The organism is Acidaminococcus sp. HCP3S3_G9_1 (genome assembly GCF_052122455.1).
GTDB lineage: Bacteria > Bacillota > Negativicutes > Acidaminococcales > Acidaminococcaceae > Acidaminococcus.
On record NZ_JBQKCH010000001.1, the window covers coordinates 22,610 to 37,472 of the forward strand.

Annotated in this window: 14 protein-coding genes; 2 read left to right on the plus strand and 12 right to left on the minus strand. The window is 58.8% G+C overall.

Annotation, left to right across the window (positions count from 1 at the left end; genetic code table 11):
- Nucleotides 1-53 precede the first annotated feature (53 nt).
- From ACTQY1_RS00115 to ACTQY1_RS00130, 4 genes are read right to left on the minus strand one after another with little or no spacing between them, the layout of a single operon-like run.
- A complete protein-coding gene (locus ACTQY1_RS00115; protein ID WP_022487111.1) occupies nucleotides 54-626 on the minus strand; it encodes a precorrin-2 dehydrogenase/sirohydrochlorin ferrochelatase family protein in 573 nt (190 codons plus the stop codon).
- Nucleotides 623-2,092, minus strand: a complete 1,470-nt coding sequence (gene cobA / locus ACTQY1_RS00120) for a uroporphyrinogen-III C-methyltransferase (protein WP_441368777.1) — start codon at nucleotides 2,090-2,092, stop codon at nucleotides 623-625. The genes ACTQY1_RS00115 and cobA overlap by 4 nt, the downstream gene beginning before the upstream one ends.
- Nucleotides 2,079-2,945 carry a hydroxymethylbilane synthase gene (gene hemC / locus ACTQY1_RS00125; protein WP_441368778.1) on the minus strand — a complete coding sequence of 289 codons (867 nt, stop codon included), beginning with the start codon at nucleotides 2,943-2,945 and terminating at the stop codon, nucleotides 2,079-2,081. Before hemC ends, cobA begins: the two co-directional genes overlap by 14 nt.
- 1 nt (nucleotide 2,946) lies before the next feature.
- Nucleotides 2,947-3,510, minus strand: coding sequence for a biotin transporter BioY (locus ACTQY1_RS00130; protein ID WP_022487470.1), 564 nt, complete (start codon nucleotides 3,508-3,510; stop codon nucleotides 2,947-2,949).
- A 276-nt stretch (nucleotides 3,511-3,786) separates the two neighbouring features.
- Between ACTQY1_RS00130 and ACTQY1_RS00135 the strand changes: the two genes are divergently transcribed.
- Nucleotides 3,787-4,689, plus strand: coding sequence for a LysR family transcriptional regulator (locus tag ACTQY1_RS00135; RefSeq protein ID WP_022487471.1), 903 nt, complete (start codon nucleotides 3,787-3,789; stop codon nucleotides 4,687-4,689).
- 179 nt (nucleotides 4,690-4,868) lie between these two features.
- Here ACTQY1_RS00135 and ACTQY1_RS00140 read toward each other — a convergent pair whose 3' ends face one another.
- The 5 genes from ACTQY1_RS00140 to ACTQY1_RS00160 form a co-directional block, all read right to left on the minus strand.
- Nucleotides 4,869-5,360, minus strand: coding sequence for a hypothetical protein (locus ACTQY1_RS00140; RefSeq protein WP_441368779.1), 492 nt, complete (start codon nucleotides 5,358-5,360; stop codon nucleotides 4,869-4,871).
- A 6-nt stretch (nucleotides 5,361-5,366) separates the two neighbouring features.
- Nucleotides 5,367-7,007, minus strand: a complete 1,641-nt coding sequence (locus ACTQY1_RS00145; RefSeq protein WP_441368780.1) for an ArnT family glycosyltransferase — start codon at nucleotides 7,005-7,007, stop codon at nucleotides 5,367-5,369.
- Between the two features lie 125 nt (nucleotides 7,008-7,132).
- Nucleotides 7,133-7,702: a DUF5714 domain-containing protein gene (locus ACTQY1_RS00150; protein ID WP_288310916.1), complete on the minus strand. Its 570-nt coding sequence runs from the start codon at nucleotides 7,700-7,702 to the stop codon at nucleotides 7,133-7,135.
- A 10-nt stretch (nucleotides 7,703-7,712) separates the two neighbouring features.
- The gene (locus ACTQY1_RS00155) at nucleotides 7,713-9,152 is read right to left on the minus strand and encodes an aminoacyl-histidine dipeptidase (protein WP_441368781.1); all 1,440 of its coding nucleotides are present in this window, start codon (nucleotides 9,150-9,152) and stop codon (nucleotides 7,713-7,715) included.
- A 50-nt stretch (nucleotides 9,153-9,202) separates the two neighbouring features.
- Nucleotides 9,203-10,759, minus strand: coding sequence for a YfcC family protein (locus tag ACTQY1_RS00160; RefSeq protein ID WP_288310918.1), 1,557 nt, complete (start codon nucleotides 10,757-10,759; stop codon nucleotides 9,203-9,205).
- A gap of 244 nt (nucleotides 10,760-11,003) precedes the next feature.
- Here ACTQY1_RS00160 and aroD point away from each other — a divergent pair, with 244 nt between their 5' ends.
- On the plus strand, nucleotides 11,004-11,756 hold the full coding sequence (gene aroD, locus ACTQY1_RS00165; protein ID WP_154487667.1) for a type I 3-dehydroquinate dehydratase: 753 nt from the start codon (nucleotides 11,004-11,006) through the stop codon (nucleotides 11,754-11,756).
- Between the two features lie 118 nt (nucleotides 11,757-11,874).
- Here aroD and ACTQY1_RS00170 read toward each other — a convergent pair whose 3' ends face one another.
- Genes ACTQY1_RS00170 through ACTQY1_RS00180 form a run of 3 tightly spaced genes read right to left on the minus strand, consistent with a single transcriptional unit; the run spans nucleotide 11,875 to nucleotide 14,855 of the window.
- Nucleotides 11,875-12,939 carry a TRAP transporter substrate-binding protein gene (locus tag ACTQY1_RS00170; protein WP_288310919.1) on the minus strand — a complete coding sequence of 355 codons (1,065 nt, stop codon included), beginning with the start codon at nucleotides 12,937-12,939 and terminating at the stop codon, nucleotides 11,875-11,877.
- A gap of 17 nt (nucleotides 12,940-12,956) precedes the next feature.
- Nucleotides 12,957-14,252, minus strand: a complete 1,296-nt coding sequence (locus ACTQY1_RS00175; protein ID WP_441373705.1) for a TRAP transporter large permease — start codon at nucleotides 14,250-14,252, stop codon at nucleotides 12,957-12,959.
- On the minus strand, nucleotides 14,253-14,855 hold the full coding sequence (locus tag ACTQY1_RS00180) for a TRAP transporter small permease (RefSeq protein ID WP_288310921.1): 603 nt from the start codon (nucleotides 14,853-14,855) through the stop codon (nucleotides 14,253-14,255).
- Nucleotides 14,856-14,863: the final 8 nt, after the last annotated feature.

Consider the following 14,863-nt stretch of genomic DNA (forward strand, 5'->3'; position numbering starts at 1 on the left):
AATGCAAGTACTTTTGGAAAATATTTTTCCATTTCGAAAGGTTTTTATTGCAGTCAGAGGTGCAGCTCTTCCAGCAGCTTCCGGAACCGTTCCCGGAGCCTTTGGTTCCGGACCTGGGGATCCGGTTCCGCCACCTTCAGCTGCCGGCGGAAGCTCCCCATTTTTTCATTGAGGGCCCCCAGTCCTTCCGGCAGGGCCTGTCGGATCTTTTTTTTCACATACTGGGCCACCAAAGGACTCCGGCCTCCGCTGCTGACGGCGCAGACCACTTCTCCTTCCCGGATCAGGGCCGGAAAGATAAAGGAACACAGCTCCGGATCGTCCACCACATTCACCGGGATCCGCTTCTCCCGGCAGAGACGGCTTACGGTCCGGTTCACTTCCCGGTGATTGGTAGCCGCCACTGTCAGGATCCAGTCCCCCCGGTCCAGATCTTCCGGTTCGAAGGTCCGGCTCTCCCACCGGACCGGAAGCTCCCGGAATTCCGACAGGAGTTCCGGAGCCACCACCTGGACCCGGGCTCCGAAATCCACCAGGATCTTTGCCTTGTGGAAGGCTGTCCTGCCTCCTCCCACCAGGAGCACCGGAGCATCCTCCAGCTGGACCATCAAAGGAAAATAGCTCATGATTCCCCTCCCGGCTGTTCCAGGGCCGCCCGGATCCCCGCTGCTGAATGGACCCGGGCTGTTTCCACCTCCAGGCAGCCGGCTTCCCGGGCAGCCCGGGCCGTAACCGGACCGATGCACAGGACCCGGGTTTCCGAAGCCAGGGTATACTGCTGGAAAAAGACCCGGACCCCTCCGGCACTGCCGAAGATCATTACATCCGGAGCCAGGCAGGTCCCTTTTTCCGGCTGTCCCTCCCGGGGGCAGATCCTGTACACAGCAGCATCCCTGTATGGCCGCCCGGCCTTTTCCAGTTCCCGGACCAGATCCGGGGACCCGTTTTCCGCCCGGAGCAGCAGGCACCGCTCCCCAGGTCCCATTTTTTCAGCCAGACTCTTTCCCAGCGCTTCTGCCGTGTAGCATTCCGGAAGCAGATCCGCCTGGAATCCCTGCTCTGCCAGTTCCCGGGCGGTCCCTTCCCCGATGCAGGCAAACCGGGCCTGCCCCAGGAGCCGGAAGTCTCTTTTCTTTTCCCGGAACCACTGGAAAAAGAGCCGGACCCCGTTCCGGCTGGTGAATACCAGCCAGTCCCATTGTCCGAAGTCTTCAGGAATATTCCCCCAAAGTGGCTCTGCGGCCAGAAGGGGCAGTTCTCCTGTTTCCCTGCCGCCCTCAGCCAGTTCCCGTGCCACTTCCCGGCAGAACGAGAGGGTGCCGGTTACCAGGATTTTCTCTTTTTTCCCCGGCGCCTCCGGGCAGAGTCCCAGGCCGGCAACCGGTCCCACCAGGATCACCGCTGGAGGGAAGGCCCCCTGCTGCCGGGCTTTTTCCGGCAGGTCCTCCAGGGTCCCGTCAATGCGTTTTTCCCCTTCTCCGTATCCTCCGCAAAGGACGGAGGCCGGCGTATCCGCTTTTTTGCCGGCCTGAATCAGCCGGCGGCAAATGGTTTCCACCCGTTCCAGACCCATCAGGAATACCAGGGTACCCTGCAGATGAGCCAGGACCTGCCAGTCCTCTTCCGCCCCGTCCCGGGTATGGCCGGTGATCACCGTAAAGGACCGGGCCAGTCCCCGATGAGTCACCGGGATGCCGAAATGTTCCGGCACCCCAATGGCCGAGCTGATTCCCGGCACCACCTGCCAGGGGATCCCGGCCTTCTGGAGAGCCAGGGCTTCTTCTCCCCCCCGGCCGAAGACAAAACTGTCCCCCCCTTTCAGCCGTACCACCCTTTTGCCTTCCCGGGCCTTCCGGATCAGCAGTGCATTGATGGCTTCCTGGGCCACGCTGTGCCGTCCGCTCCGTTTTCCCACCGGCAGCAGTTCCGCTTCCGGACTGGCTTCCAGAAGGGTTTCCGGGGCCACCAGGGCATCGTAGAGCACGGTCTGGGCCCGGGACAGTATCCGGCGTCCTTCCTGGGTCAGAAGGCCCCGTCCGCAGCCGGCTCCCACCAGCCACACTTTTCCCACTGTATTTTCAGTGCCGGTCATAAAGTTCCTCCTTCAGGGACTGGCAGAGCGCCTGCCCATCCTTTTCCTTTCCCATCCGCCGGGCCCGTTTCCCGTCCACCATAGCCATCAGTTCCATCCGTTCCCCGGGCAGGAGCCGGCAGTGGATTCCCACCGGGCAGGAACAGTCTACTTTCATAGCGCAGAACAGCTGCCGTTCCCACCGGAACCGGCGCCAGGTCTCCGGATCAGAGAGCTGCCGGAGGAGCCGGACCAGCTCCCGGTCCTGGGTCCGGCATTCCACTCCGATGATGCCCTGGCAGCCGGCAGGGATCACTTTCTCCGGAGAAAAGGGGATCACCTGGAACCGGCCCATGTCCAGTTCCAGCCGTTCAATGCCTGCCATGGCCAATACGATGGCATCATACTCTCCCCGTTCCAGCTTGTGGAGCCGGGTGGTCACATTCCCCCGGATATCCCGGAACTGCAGGTCCGGCCGCTGCCGGCTGAATTCCCGGATCCGCCGGGGACTGCCGGTGCCCACCACATTGCCTTCACGGAGTTCCTTATCCCGGAGCAGCACCAGGGCATCCCGGGAATCCGCCCCCCGGGGGGTACCGGCGATCACCAGCCCCTGGGCCAGCTGATAGGGCAGATCTTTGACACTGTGGACGGCGATATCCGCCTCTCCACTAAGGAGTTCCCGCTCGATTTCCCGGACAAAGATCCCCCGGCCGCCGATTTTCACCAAGGCGTGGATCCGGTCCCGGTCCCCTGCGGTGGTAATGGTCCGGACTTCCGTTTCCACCCCCGCTTCCTTCAGAAGACCGCATACAATATGAGTCTGTGCCAGTGCCAGCCGGCTGCCCCGGGTGGCTACAATGAGTTTTTTCATCTTATCTCCTTACCCTGGGGGCCAGTTTTCCATAGACCAGCACCGCCAGTACACAAAGGGCCCCGTCCGGCAGCACCGTGCTCAGGAACCAGATTTCCAGCAGCCGGACCAGGCCGATGCCCCCGGTATTCTGCAGGACGAAATTGAACATCACATCATAGTACAGGAGCCCGCAGAAGTAGTAGGCCATTTCTCCCCCCAGGGCCGCTCCCACCAGCCGTTTCCGGCCGGCCTGGAGAGGTGCGTCCCCGGCCAGGGCTCCCGTGACCCAGGCTGCACAGGGGAACCCCAGCAGGAACCCGAAGGTGGGCTTGGCCAGGTACCCCACCCCGCCTCCATGGGCGAAAATCGGCAGCCCGCAGAGCCCCAGCACCAGGTAAGCCAGGACACTGAGGAACCCCTGCCGGCGGCCCAGGAACAGTCCGGCCAGCACCGCCACGAAAATCTGCAGGGAAATGGTCACCTGCCAGATGCCCAGGGGAATCATGATATGGATAAAGGCCCCCACTGCCATGAGAGCCGTAAACAGCCCGCACAGGGCCAGCGAAGAATGATTTGGATGCATGGTACCTCCTGCAAATTCCCCTCTGGAATCCAGAGAAGAAAACTGTGATTTTTGTATCTATTATAACAGGATTTGCTGGTTTTCACCGTTGTTTTTCCCACAGCACCGTGTTTTTTCATTTTTATACATTTCTTTTATATTTTACATAAGAAAACCTGTTATTATTTTTCTTTTTGCTTTTGTATATAATGTATACAAGACACAATATTTCAGACAAGAATCAGAAATCGGGACTTTTTCACAAGGTAAAGTCCCCAGGTTTGGGAGGACGTATTCATGAAATTACATCAACTGCGCTATTTTCAGGAGGTCTGCCGGCAGCACAGCATCACCAAGGCGGCCGAAGAACTGCATATATCCCAACCTGCGGTTTCAGCAGCGATCCGAGAACTGGAAGAAGAATTTGGGCTGAGACTGTTCAAACGGTCCCACAAAAAGCTGATTCTCACCACCGAAGGGTCCTATTTTTCTCTGGAAGTGGAAGAACTGCTCCAAAAAGCCAAGCAGATTGCCGATGATATGACCCGTCTCCAGAAAAAGAACACCTCCATCCGGGTGGGCCTGCCCCCTATGATCGAGGCTCTGGAGATTCCTCTTCTGGCCCTGTTCCACAAGGACCATCCGGACATCCGGCTGGAACTCCATCACGGGAATTCCCTGTCCCTCCGGAAGGCGCTCCAGGATGACCGGATCGACATTGCCATCGTCAGCGGCCAGGACGGGGATCAGGATACCATGGCCGCCCGTGCCATGAAACGCAGCGAAATCGTCTACTGTGTAAACCAGAGCCATCCCTATGCCCGGGAAAAGGTCCTGTCCCTGCCCCAGGTGGCCCAGGATGATCTGGTAGAAATCGAAAACAGCCAGAAATTCCGGGAAACCATCCTGGAGCGGTTCCATCAGGAACGGTGCACCCCCCGGATCCAGTGGTCCACCACCCAGCTGTACACCAAGATCCAGCTGATCCGCAGCGGCGTAGCCGGCGGCTTCCTGTACCGGACGGTGGCGGAACGGGAACCGGAACTGGTGCCCATTTCCCTGAATCCCCCTCTGTATTATGAAATCGAAATGCTGTGGCAGAAAAACTCTGTGGAAAACGAAACCATCCGTACCTTCCTGGAGTTTGCCCGGAAGCACGGGGTCATCAAAGAACCGGAGAATCTGGAACAGACGAAATAAAAGAGGAAAAAGCCTTCTGCTGGGGAAGCAGAAGGCTTTTTCCTTGAAAGGAAGTTGTTTATGATGATTTGATGGGGAAGATGTAACAAGGAGGGGTAATCCCTGTTACGATTATTAGTATACCCATGACCTGTGTCAAAGGAAGGGCAAACCCATGAATAATTTGTGAATTTGACTACTCAGTCAGACAGTCCGAAATATTCATAGATATTCTGGATCAGCCCCTGGGCATTTTCCGGGCTCAGCCCCGCTTTCTGGCTGAGGAGCAGCAGCCCCTTCAACTGGTTCTTCAGAAAGCCGTTGAACTTTTCCGGATCCAGGGACAGGTTGTCCCCTTCCAATTTGTCACTCTGACAGGTGAGCATCACCAGCAGCTTCAGGGTCTCCCCTTCCTTTTCCGCCAGGAAAAAGAGAAAGGGAAAGGCCTCCCCCAGTTTACGGACAAAGGCCACGGCTTTTTTGTTTTCCCACAGGGCCTCCCCGCAGTCCCCGGCAAAGGAAAGTCCCCACCGGCTGCAGAACTTCCGGGCCAGAGCCGGCTGGCTCCCTACCGTCTCCAGCAGCTGGAAATACCGCTGGAGCCGTTCCGGATGGTCCAGTTCCTCCTGATGCACCTGAAATCCGATGAAATCCTGCCGTTCCAGATAGGAACGGATTTTTTCTTCTTCCATGGCTGCCTACCTTTCCTTGATCATTACCGTCCACTGGCCGGGCAATTTCACCCGTTTCCAGGTCCCGGGCCAGTCTTCTTCCAGTTTCGTCTTCAGTTTCCGTGTCTTGGTGTCCACCAGTACCAGGGCCCTTCCCGGCTGCTGCCGGACTTGTCCGTAAGTGGTCCAGGGCATGATGTTTTTGGCGGACCAGCTGTCTTTCCGGGGTTTGAAGGCATCCGCCTCCTCATCAGGCACCAGCATCACCATTTCCCGGCCGGTGTAGAACACCCCGGAAGTGGGATAGCCCCCGCCCCGGATGTAGATGGGCATGTCTTCCGGCACCAGGGCGTTGATGAACTGGGCCGCCATCTTCCCGGTCACATCCTCCATCAAAGGCTTGGCCAGCAGATCCAGACTGCAGCAGTGGAAAGCGATGGTCAGCAGCACCACCGTGGAAAATACTTCCTGGCTGGTTTTGCCTTTATACTTGTGAAAGGCCAGCACCGCCATGCACAGAGTGTAGAGGAGCATGAAATAAAACAGGTTCTGGGGATTGGGGAACACCCCGGGAGCCAGCTTTGTCACCTGGGAGGCGGCGTAGGTCAGCGCCCCGTAGAACAGCAGGTTTCCGACCAGCATCCCCCGGATATCCAGGCGGCTGCCCTTTTTCCAGATGTAATCTGCCGTCAGGACGCACAGAGGCAGCAGCAGGGGATAGGTGTAGGTGATGTATTTGGTGGCCATACACTGGAAGAACACGAAAATGGCGGCGATCCACAGCAGCAGGAAAGCTTCCCGGGGAGCCGGATAGTTCCATTTCCCGTTTTTCCGCAGAAGGCTCCAGAGCATGCCGGGGACAAAGCCCACCCAGGCATAGGCGTTCAGCAGGTTCACCGCCGTATAGTACCAGACCACATTGTCCCGGGGATGTTCGGACACGGTAGCCCGGAGCACGTTCTGGGTCCCCAGGAAGCTGCCCAGGAAATCCGGATGGACCCGGGCCATGGCTATGTACCAGGGCAGAGCCACCAAAAGGAACAGCGGGATCCCGGTGGCCAGCTTGGCATCCTTCAGGCATTTCCAGTCCTTCTGGTACAGCAGGAACAGGGTAATGATGAGCCCGGGCATCAGAAAGCCAATAGGGCCCTTGGTCAGGGTGGCCAGGGCGGACAGGATGTACACCCCGTAGTACCAGTTCTTTTCCCGGCTGCTGTACCCCAGGAAGAAGCACAGCAGGGCCCCGTCCATGAACAGGAACAGCATCCCGTCCGTCAGGACGCTTTTGGAAATAGTAAAGAATTCCAGGGTCATAAGCAGCAAAATACCGCTAAGGAAACCCACTTCTTCCCGGTACAGCCGTTTTCCCGCCTGGACCGTCAGCCACAGGCCTCCCAGCCCAAACAGGGAGGGAAAGAACCGGGCCCCGAATTCGCTGAACCCGAAGATCTTGAACCCCAGGGCAATCATCCAGTAGGCAAAGACCGGTTTGTCATACCAGTACCGGCCATAGATCTGGGGAGACAGCCAGTCTCCGCTGAGGACCATTTCCTTGGCCGTCAGGGCGTAGTTCCCTTCCACACTGTCCGTCAGGGGCAGGGATGAATTCATGAAAAACAGCAAAAAAACCGCCGCGGCCCAAAACCCCAGCCAGTATTTTTTCTTCATACACGTTCCTCCAATGCTTTAGCGTAGACATATCTAATCTATTTTACACTAGAATGGGGGAAGAAGAAAGAGGCTGTTGCAGATGCAACAACCTCTTTCTGGATTGCAGGTGAATCCCTTCCCCCCTATTTTTTATATCCCGGATTATACGGACACCTCTCCCCCAGACACTGCCCGTTCTTTGGATAGAACCCGCAGACTGTGTTTTCTTCCGGCAGGGTGATCCCGAACCGTTCTTTTACGTAGGGAATGGCGGTTTTGAGAGCTGTATAGGCGTCCCTTTTGCAGCACCGGGGTCCCCCCATGGCTGCCAGATTGGCCAGAGCCTGGGAGGTACAGGTCATGTGGCTGCCCCAGGAAGAACCGGTGGTCAACGGGCCTGTTCCTTCCAGGAGAGCCAGGGCGGCGCCTACGGATGCCACGGCCCCGCAGACTCCCCAGTGGCCGCACATGGCCCCGGGCATCTGGAGTCCTTCCCGGCGGAGCTTCTGGAGCATCTCCTCCAAATCAAATTCCATGCCGGCGTTATGGAGGGCCGTCAGCAGGCAGGCCCCGTCCAGCACATGGTGCTCCGGCCCATGGATCCGGACGAAATCCTGTCCTGCCACATGGCGGAAAACGGCCAGGGGATTGGTTTCCTTTTCTTTTACACAGGCTTCGATGATGGCCTGGGTCCGCTGTTCCAGATCGTTCATGCTGCACACCTCATTTCATCCGCTTCAATACTTCCAGCAGCAGGTTCCAGGTCCGCTGGACAGAAGCAATGTGCATGGTTTCCCGGTAGGTGTGGATCTCCGTCAGGGTGGGCCCCAGGGAAATGCAGTCCAGTCCCGGCAGCTTGGCGGCGAACATGCCGCATTCCACCCCCGCATGGATGGCTTCCACTTTAGGGTCCTTTCCGTACTGTTCCCGGTACACCTGGACGAACAGATCCCGGAGTGGGGAATCCGCCCGGTATTCCCAGCCCGGGTAATCCCCTTCCCGGAAGGCCTGACCTCCCAGCTGCCGCAGCAGTCCTTCGATCCGTTCCGCCACCATTTCCTTCTGACTTTCCACGCTGCTCCGGACCAGGAGACCGGCACAGACCTGGTCCCTCTCCGTATACAGGATCCCCAGGTTCAGGGAGGTCTGGACCATGCCCGCCAGTTCCGGGCTCATGGCCTGGACGCCATTGGGCAGACTGGTCAGCAGGCACTGGACCTTTTCTGTGGAAGTCCGGTCCATGGGCAGGGTTTCCGTTACAGCTGGTCCAACAGCCACCTGGAGTTCCGGATCCGTCACATGGTATTCCTTCCGGACCGCCTCTCCGAAAGCTTCCGCCGCCCTCTGGAGCCGGTCCGGTTCCGGGGTCACCAAAAGAGCCCGGGCTTCCCGGGGAATGGCATTGTCCTTGGTGCCGCCTTCCACTTCCACCAGCCGGTACAGGGCTTCCCGGTCCAGATGGAGCAGAAGCCGTCCCAGGAGCATGTGGGCATTGGCCCGTCCCCGGCCGATTTCCGCTCCCGAATGGCCTCCGGTCAGGCCGCTGATTTTCAGTTCCAGGCAGGTGCCTCCAAAGACTTCCCGGCGGACGGGCAGGGCGCAGTTTACATCCACGCCGCCGGCGCAGCCTACGGTAAATACCCCTTCCTCTTCCGAATCCATATTGATCATCCGGCGGCCTTTGAGACCGCTAGCATCCAGGGCTTCCGCCCCCAGCATGCCGATTTCCTCATCCACGGTGAACACCACTTCCAGCCGGGGCCGGGGAATGGCGGGATCATCCAGGAGAGCCAGGCCCATGGCCACGGCAATCCCGTCATCGGCTCCCAGGGTGGTGCCCCGGGCAGTGATTTCATCCCCGGACACTTCCAGGTCCAGGCCTTCTTTTTCCATATCCTTGGTGCAGTCCGGTGCCTTTTCGCAGACCATATCCATATGGCCCTGGAAGATCACCGGAGCCGCCTGTTCATAGCCGGGGGAAGCCGGTCCCACCAGGATCACATTGTCCAGGGCATCCTGATGGACTTCCAGCCCCCGCTGCCGGCCAAAATCCGCCAGCCAGTTGCTGACGGCTTTGGTGTGCCGGGATCCATGGGGGATTTTCGACAGTTCTTCAAAGAAATGGAACACCCGGCGGGGTTCCAGAGAATCCAGTACAGTCATGACGCTACGACTCCTTTGCTTGTTGGTTGGTTTCCTTATATTCCAAGGGTTTACAGGATGCCCAGCATGGGTGCCACGGAAACGATCACGGCCCCGGTAATGAGCAGCAGCAGGGCGCCTTTCAGGATGAATTTCAGATAGATATCATAGGGCACCTTGTACAGTTCCAGGGTCCCCATGTTGGTGGCGCTGGGGTACAGGGCACTGGTGAAGTTGAGCCCGATGGTGAAGCTGGCGATCAGCAGCACCTGGCCGCCCACCGGTCCGATGGGAGCGGTTTCATAAAGGGCATAGGCCACGGCCCCCAGGATGGGCATGGTGATTCCGGCCACCCCGCTGGTGGACTGCATGAAGAAACCGATGGCCACATAGGACCCGATGACCGCCAGGGAGAAGGCCCAGGAGGGCACACCCTGGAGGGCGCTCTGGATCCAGTACACGAAGGTGACGGACATGCCGGCAGTCTTGCTGCCCATGATCACGGAAATCCCGTTGGCAATGGCCAGCACCAGGACCACACTGAGCAGGTCCCGGGCCCCGGCGATGAATTCTTTGATGAAGGTGGCTTCCGGGATCTTGTTGATGATTCCCAGGAGCAGGGCCCCGGCCAGGAACACGAAGGAAAATTCTTCAAAGTACCAGTCCCCGAACTGGGTATAGTGTTCCGCCCCCAGCAGGTTCCCCAGTACCGGTACCTTGGCCAGGGAAGTAAAGGGCAGGTTCACCAGGGTCTTGGCAGTGGTCCCGTCGGCGAACTTGATGGAATCCCAGGGCACATAGCCGCAGATCATGGCAATGACGATCAGCACCAGGAGCCCGATGGACAGGGCCTGCCGGGTGGTGATTTCCACTTCTTCCTGTTTTTCCTCCACCATGGTGTTCACCGGCAGCCCGGCTACAATGGATTTGGAGGGATCTTTCTTCACCCGGGCCGCATACTGGAGCACATAGGCCAAGGCCACCAGATACAGCACCGCAAAGAGCACCAGCCGGAGGACGATGCCGCTGCCCAGGGACAGGCTTTCGTTGCCGATGGCCCCTACGGCTGCGCCAATGGAAAAAGGATTCACCACGCTGGCCATATTGCCTGCGGTGGCCCCTACGGTCAGGACCCCGATCCCGGTGATCACATCATAGCCGGCTAGGACGAACAGGGGCACCACCGCCATGGAGTAGGCGGGGATTTCTTCCCACAGGCCGTAGACGGCACCGAACAGGGCGGAGAAAAAGGTGAGTACCACGATCAGGGTCTTGCCGGTGAACCGTTTCAGCAGCCAGCCGATCCCGGCCCGCATGGCTCCCACATAGTTCAGCAGGTGGAGGAAGGCCCCGGCCATCAGCAGGGCAAAGCACAGCTGGGCCGCCTTTACAAAGCCCTTGGCCGGTGCCATGATGATGTCCCACAGTCCCATGGGCTGGAGTCCCTGGCCTGCGACCACTTTCCCTTTGACCATAATGGCGTCGTAGATGATCTTCTTGGTTCCGTGATCATTGACCACCACCGACTGGGGCACGAACCAGGTAAGGATGGCGGTAAAGATCAGGAACAGGAACACGATGGAATAGGAGCTGAGCATCTTTCTCTGTTTCTTGGGTTGATCGGACATTTCACATTCCTTCTTTCTGCAGTCGCATTTTTGCCGGTGCAGCTGTTGGCTGCGGTTGTACAAAAAAATTATAGCATAGAAAAGCGAATTTTTCGAACTTTTGTACAGTTTGGCAGTGCGGAAAAACAGGGTTGGAGAAGAGACTGAAAGAACGGCCTTCCTGTCCACAGAATAGAGCCTTCATTGACACTTTTCCAGCCGCTGCCGTATACTGGAGCAAAGACGAAAAAAGGAGCGAATCATCATGGCCCAACCTGTACTTGTGAAAAATCTGGCAATCGGCGAAGGGCAGCCGAAAATCGCCATCCCTCTCACGGCCCCTACCCTGTCCGGGCTGGAAGAAGCCCTGGATTCCCTGGCGGAAGCTCCCTGCGACCTGGCGGAGTGGCGGGGAGACTGCTACGCCTCCATCCGGGAACCGGGAAGCTGGCAGGCTCCCCTGGCCCTGTTCCGGCAGCGGATTCCCCACCTGCCCCTGCTGTTCACCATCCGCACCACGGTGGAAGGGGGACAGCTGGAGATTTCCACGGAAGACTATGTGCGGCTGCTGGAAGAAGCGATGGACAGCGGAGCCATGGACCTGGTGGATGTGGAGCTGTCCCGGGGAAAAGATGTGATGGAACATCTGGTAAACCGGGCCCACAGGGCCGGGATCAAGGTGGTGGGATCCTGCCATGATTTCCAGAAGACTCCCTCCCGGGAAACCCTGGTCCGGACCCTGTGCACCATGCAGGACCTGGGCTGCGACCTGGCCAAATACGCGGTGATGCCCCAGAAGGAAGAAGATGTGCTGACCCTTCTGGCCGCCACCCTGGAAATGAAGGAAGGCCATCCCAGGACTCCGGTGATCACCATGGCCATGGGGCCCATGGGGGCCATTACCCGGATCGGAGGAGGCCGGTTCGGTTCCGCCGTCACCTTCGGCACCGCCGGAGCCGCCTCCGCCCCCGGCCAGCTCCCGGCGGACCTGTTGGCCCAGGTGATTCAACGGGTATGAAAAAAGGAACTGTGAAAAAATGAGGAATCATTTTTTCACAGTTCTTTTTTTGTCAGCGGTCAATGGTCAGCGGTCAGCGGACCGTTGACGGGGCTGCTGCGCTGCAGCAGCCCCTTTCTTACTTTTCCAGCTCTTCTCTCATCACCGTTCCCAGTCCTCCAGTCTGGGCGTCTATTTTCTTGTACAGTTCCTGGACGGCGGGCTGGTTCCGGACTGCTTGGTAGAATTCCGGAGGATAGGCCACCAGGGTCATGCCTTTTTTCTGGAGTTTTTCCTTGCAGTCCCGGTCCACCTGGATCAGGGTAGGTGCCAGTTCTTCCCGGGCTTCCCGGACCGCGTCTTCCAAAGCCTTTTGGTATGCCTTGGGCAGATTCTCCCAAGCTTTTTTGTTCAGGACCATTTCGTTGGCGTACAGGATCACATTGGTTTCCGCCACGTATTTCTGGACTTCGTTGAAATTGGCGGAAAGGATGCTGTCCGCCGCATTTTCTTCCGCATCCACAATGCCGCTCTGCAGGGAAAAATACAGTTCCGGCCAGGCCAGAGGCGTGGGATTGGCTCCCAGGGCGGACCAGAAGGCCATATGGTTCCGGTTGCTCATGGTGCGGATCTTCAGCCCCTGGAAATCCTCCACCCTTTTCACCGGCCGGTTGGAGGTCATCAGCCGGTAGGTGCCGTTCTGGAGGGTCCCCATATAGTGGAGCCCCGCCCGGTCATAGGCCGCCGCCAGTTTCTGCCGGAAGGACCCGTCCCCGTTGAGTACCCGGTCGATGGTTTTCCCGTCATAGGGAGCAAAGACCATGGGCAGGTCGAACACCGCTCCCTCCGGCACAAAAGCCGTCACCGGAGCCATCTGGCCCACCACCAGCTGGATGTCGTTGGCCCGGAGCTGCCGGAGCAGGTCTTCGTCCCCGCCCAGTTCCGCATTGGGATGGTAGTCGATGGTCAATTGGCTGCCGGTCCGTTCAGCCACCTTTTGGGCCACCAGTTCCCCGAACCGCTGGCCCACGGAGCCTTTGCCGGAGGAATCCCCTCCCACCAGCACCACTTTGGGCAGACCGGCATAGGGCCCGGCTTCCTTCTCTTTGTTTTCGGCCGCCGGCTGGCTGCCGCAGGCAGCTGTCCCCAAAAGGAGCACCATTCCCAGGCAGGCTGCGGCCAGTTTCTTCCATATTCTATCCATGGCTGTTCCGTCCTTTCTTACCACAATGCCGGCAGGAAGGTGGAAAGCGCCGGAATGTAGGTGATGCCCACCAGAGCCGCCAGGAAAGCACAGATGAACGGAACGGATTTCCGGGCCACGCTCATGGGCTGCTGTTCTGCAATGTTCCCGGCCACAAACAGGTCCAGGCCGAAAGGCGGAGTGGCCAGGCCGATGGACAGGCAGCACACCAGCACCACCCCCAGATGGATGGGATCCACTCCCAGCTTTTTACAGGCCGGCAGCAGCACCGGTACCAGGATGATGATGGCCGGTCCCGTGTCCATCACCATGCCCAGGGCCAGGAAAATCAGCACCAGTACCGTGAGGACCGCCACCCCGGAGGTGAAGTTCCCCAGGATGAAGCTTTCCACCGCTTTGGTAGCCCGGGTCATGGACAGGACCCGTCCGAAAGCGGTGGCAAAGGCCAGCACGAAGGCCAGTCCCCCATAGGTCCGGACCGATTCCCGGAGCATGGGCAGGATATCCCCGAAGGTCATGGTCTTATAGACAAAAAGAGACACCAGCAGAGCATAGAACACGGACACCGCCGCCGCTTCCGTAGGGGTGGTGAACCCGGTGTAAATGCCTCCCAGGACAATCACCGGGCACAGCAGGGCCCAGGCGCTGTCCCGGAACAGCTGGAGGAAACCCATCCTGGACAGTTCTTCCATCCGTTCCCGGACTTTGTCCTTGTCCTCCCCGTTCCGGAGACAGTGGATCACCGCATAGACCATCAGGGCCAGGCCCACCAGGAAGCCGGGGATGATCCCCGCCAGGAACAGTTTCCCGGTGGAAACCCCGGTGGCCAGGGAATAGAGCACAAAGGGGATGGAAGGCGGAATGATGACTCCCAGGCCCCCGGCCACGGCCACCAGACCGGCACTCCAGGTCTTGTCATAGCCCAGTTCCGTCAGGAAGGGCACGCACATGGCTCCCACTGCCGCCGTGGTGGCCGGACCGGAGCCGGAAATGGCCCCGTAGAACAGGCAGGTGAGGATCACTGCACAGGGCAGGCCTCCGGGGATCCGGCCGGCAAAAAAGGCGAAGAAGTTGAACAGTTTCCGGGAAATCCCGCCTTTGGCCATGATCACACCCCCCAGGATGAACAGGGGCACTGCCAGGATGGGGGTGGAATTGGCCCCGGAAAAGGCATTGTTCAGCACCTGGCCCATGGTGCCTCCCTGATGGAACAGGGCAATGGGAGCAGTGGCCCCCAGGATCATGCTGATGCCGATAGGCAGGGACAGAGCAATGGCCAGGAGAAAGACGGAAAAAATCAGTACCGCGGACATTCAGTCATCCCCTTCCCGGGCCAGGGCCGCTTCGTCAGCCGCATCCTGGAGAGTCTGTTCCAGGGTGGACAGTTCCTTTTCCTGGAGATGCTGGACATGGATCCAGAGCATCTGGACGGACCGGACCACTCCCAGGAAGAACCCCAGGACCATGAAGCTGTACACAAAGGCCATGGACCACTGCATAGCCGGGGAAATCTCGTGGCTTTCAGCAATTACTGACACCACTTCCACCGCGTAAAGGCCCAGGACCCCCATGCAGCCCAGAGTGATCCCGTCCACCACCAGATTCAGCACCTTCCGGAGAGTTTCCGGGAGCATGTCCTTCAGCACCCCCACCCGGAGCATACTGTCCATCCGGATGGTATAGGGCAGGGACAGAAAAACGCTCCAGATCCACAAAAACCGGCACAGTTCTTCTGCCCAGGTGAGAGACGCCATGCCCGGGATTTTCCGGACAATGACCTGAAGCATGGTGATGCCGGCAATGAGAACCAGCATCACCACCAGGAAGGTCTCTTCCAGGTGCAGATCCAGCCAGTGGATCAGAGCGTTTACAGAGTTGCGTTGTACTGTCTTGCTGCTTTCCTTCACATTTTCCATTTTGTTTC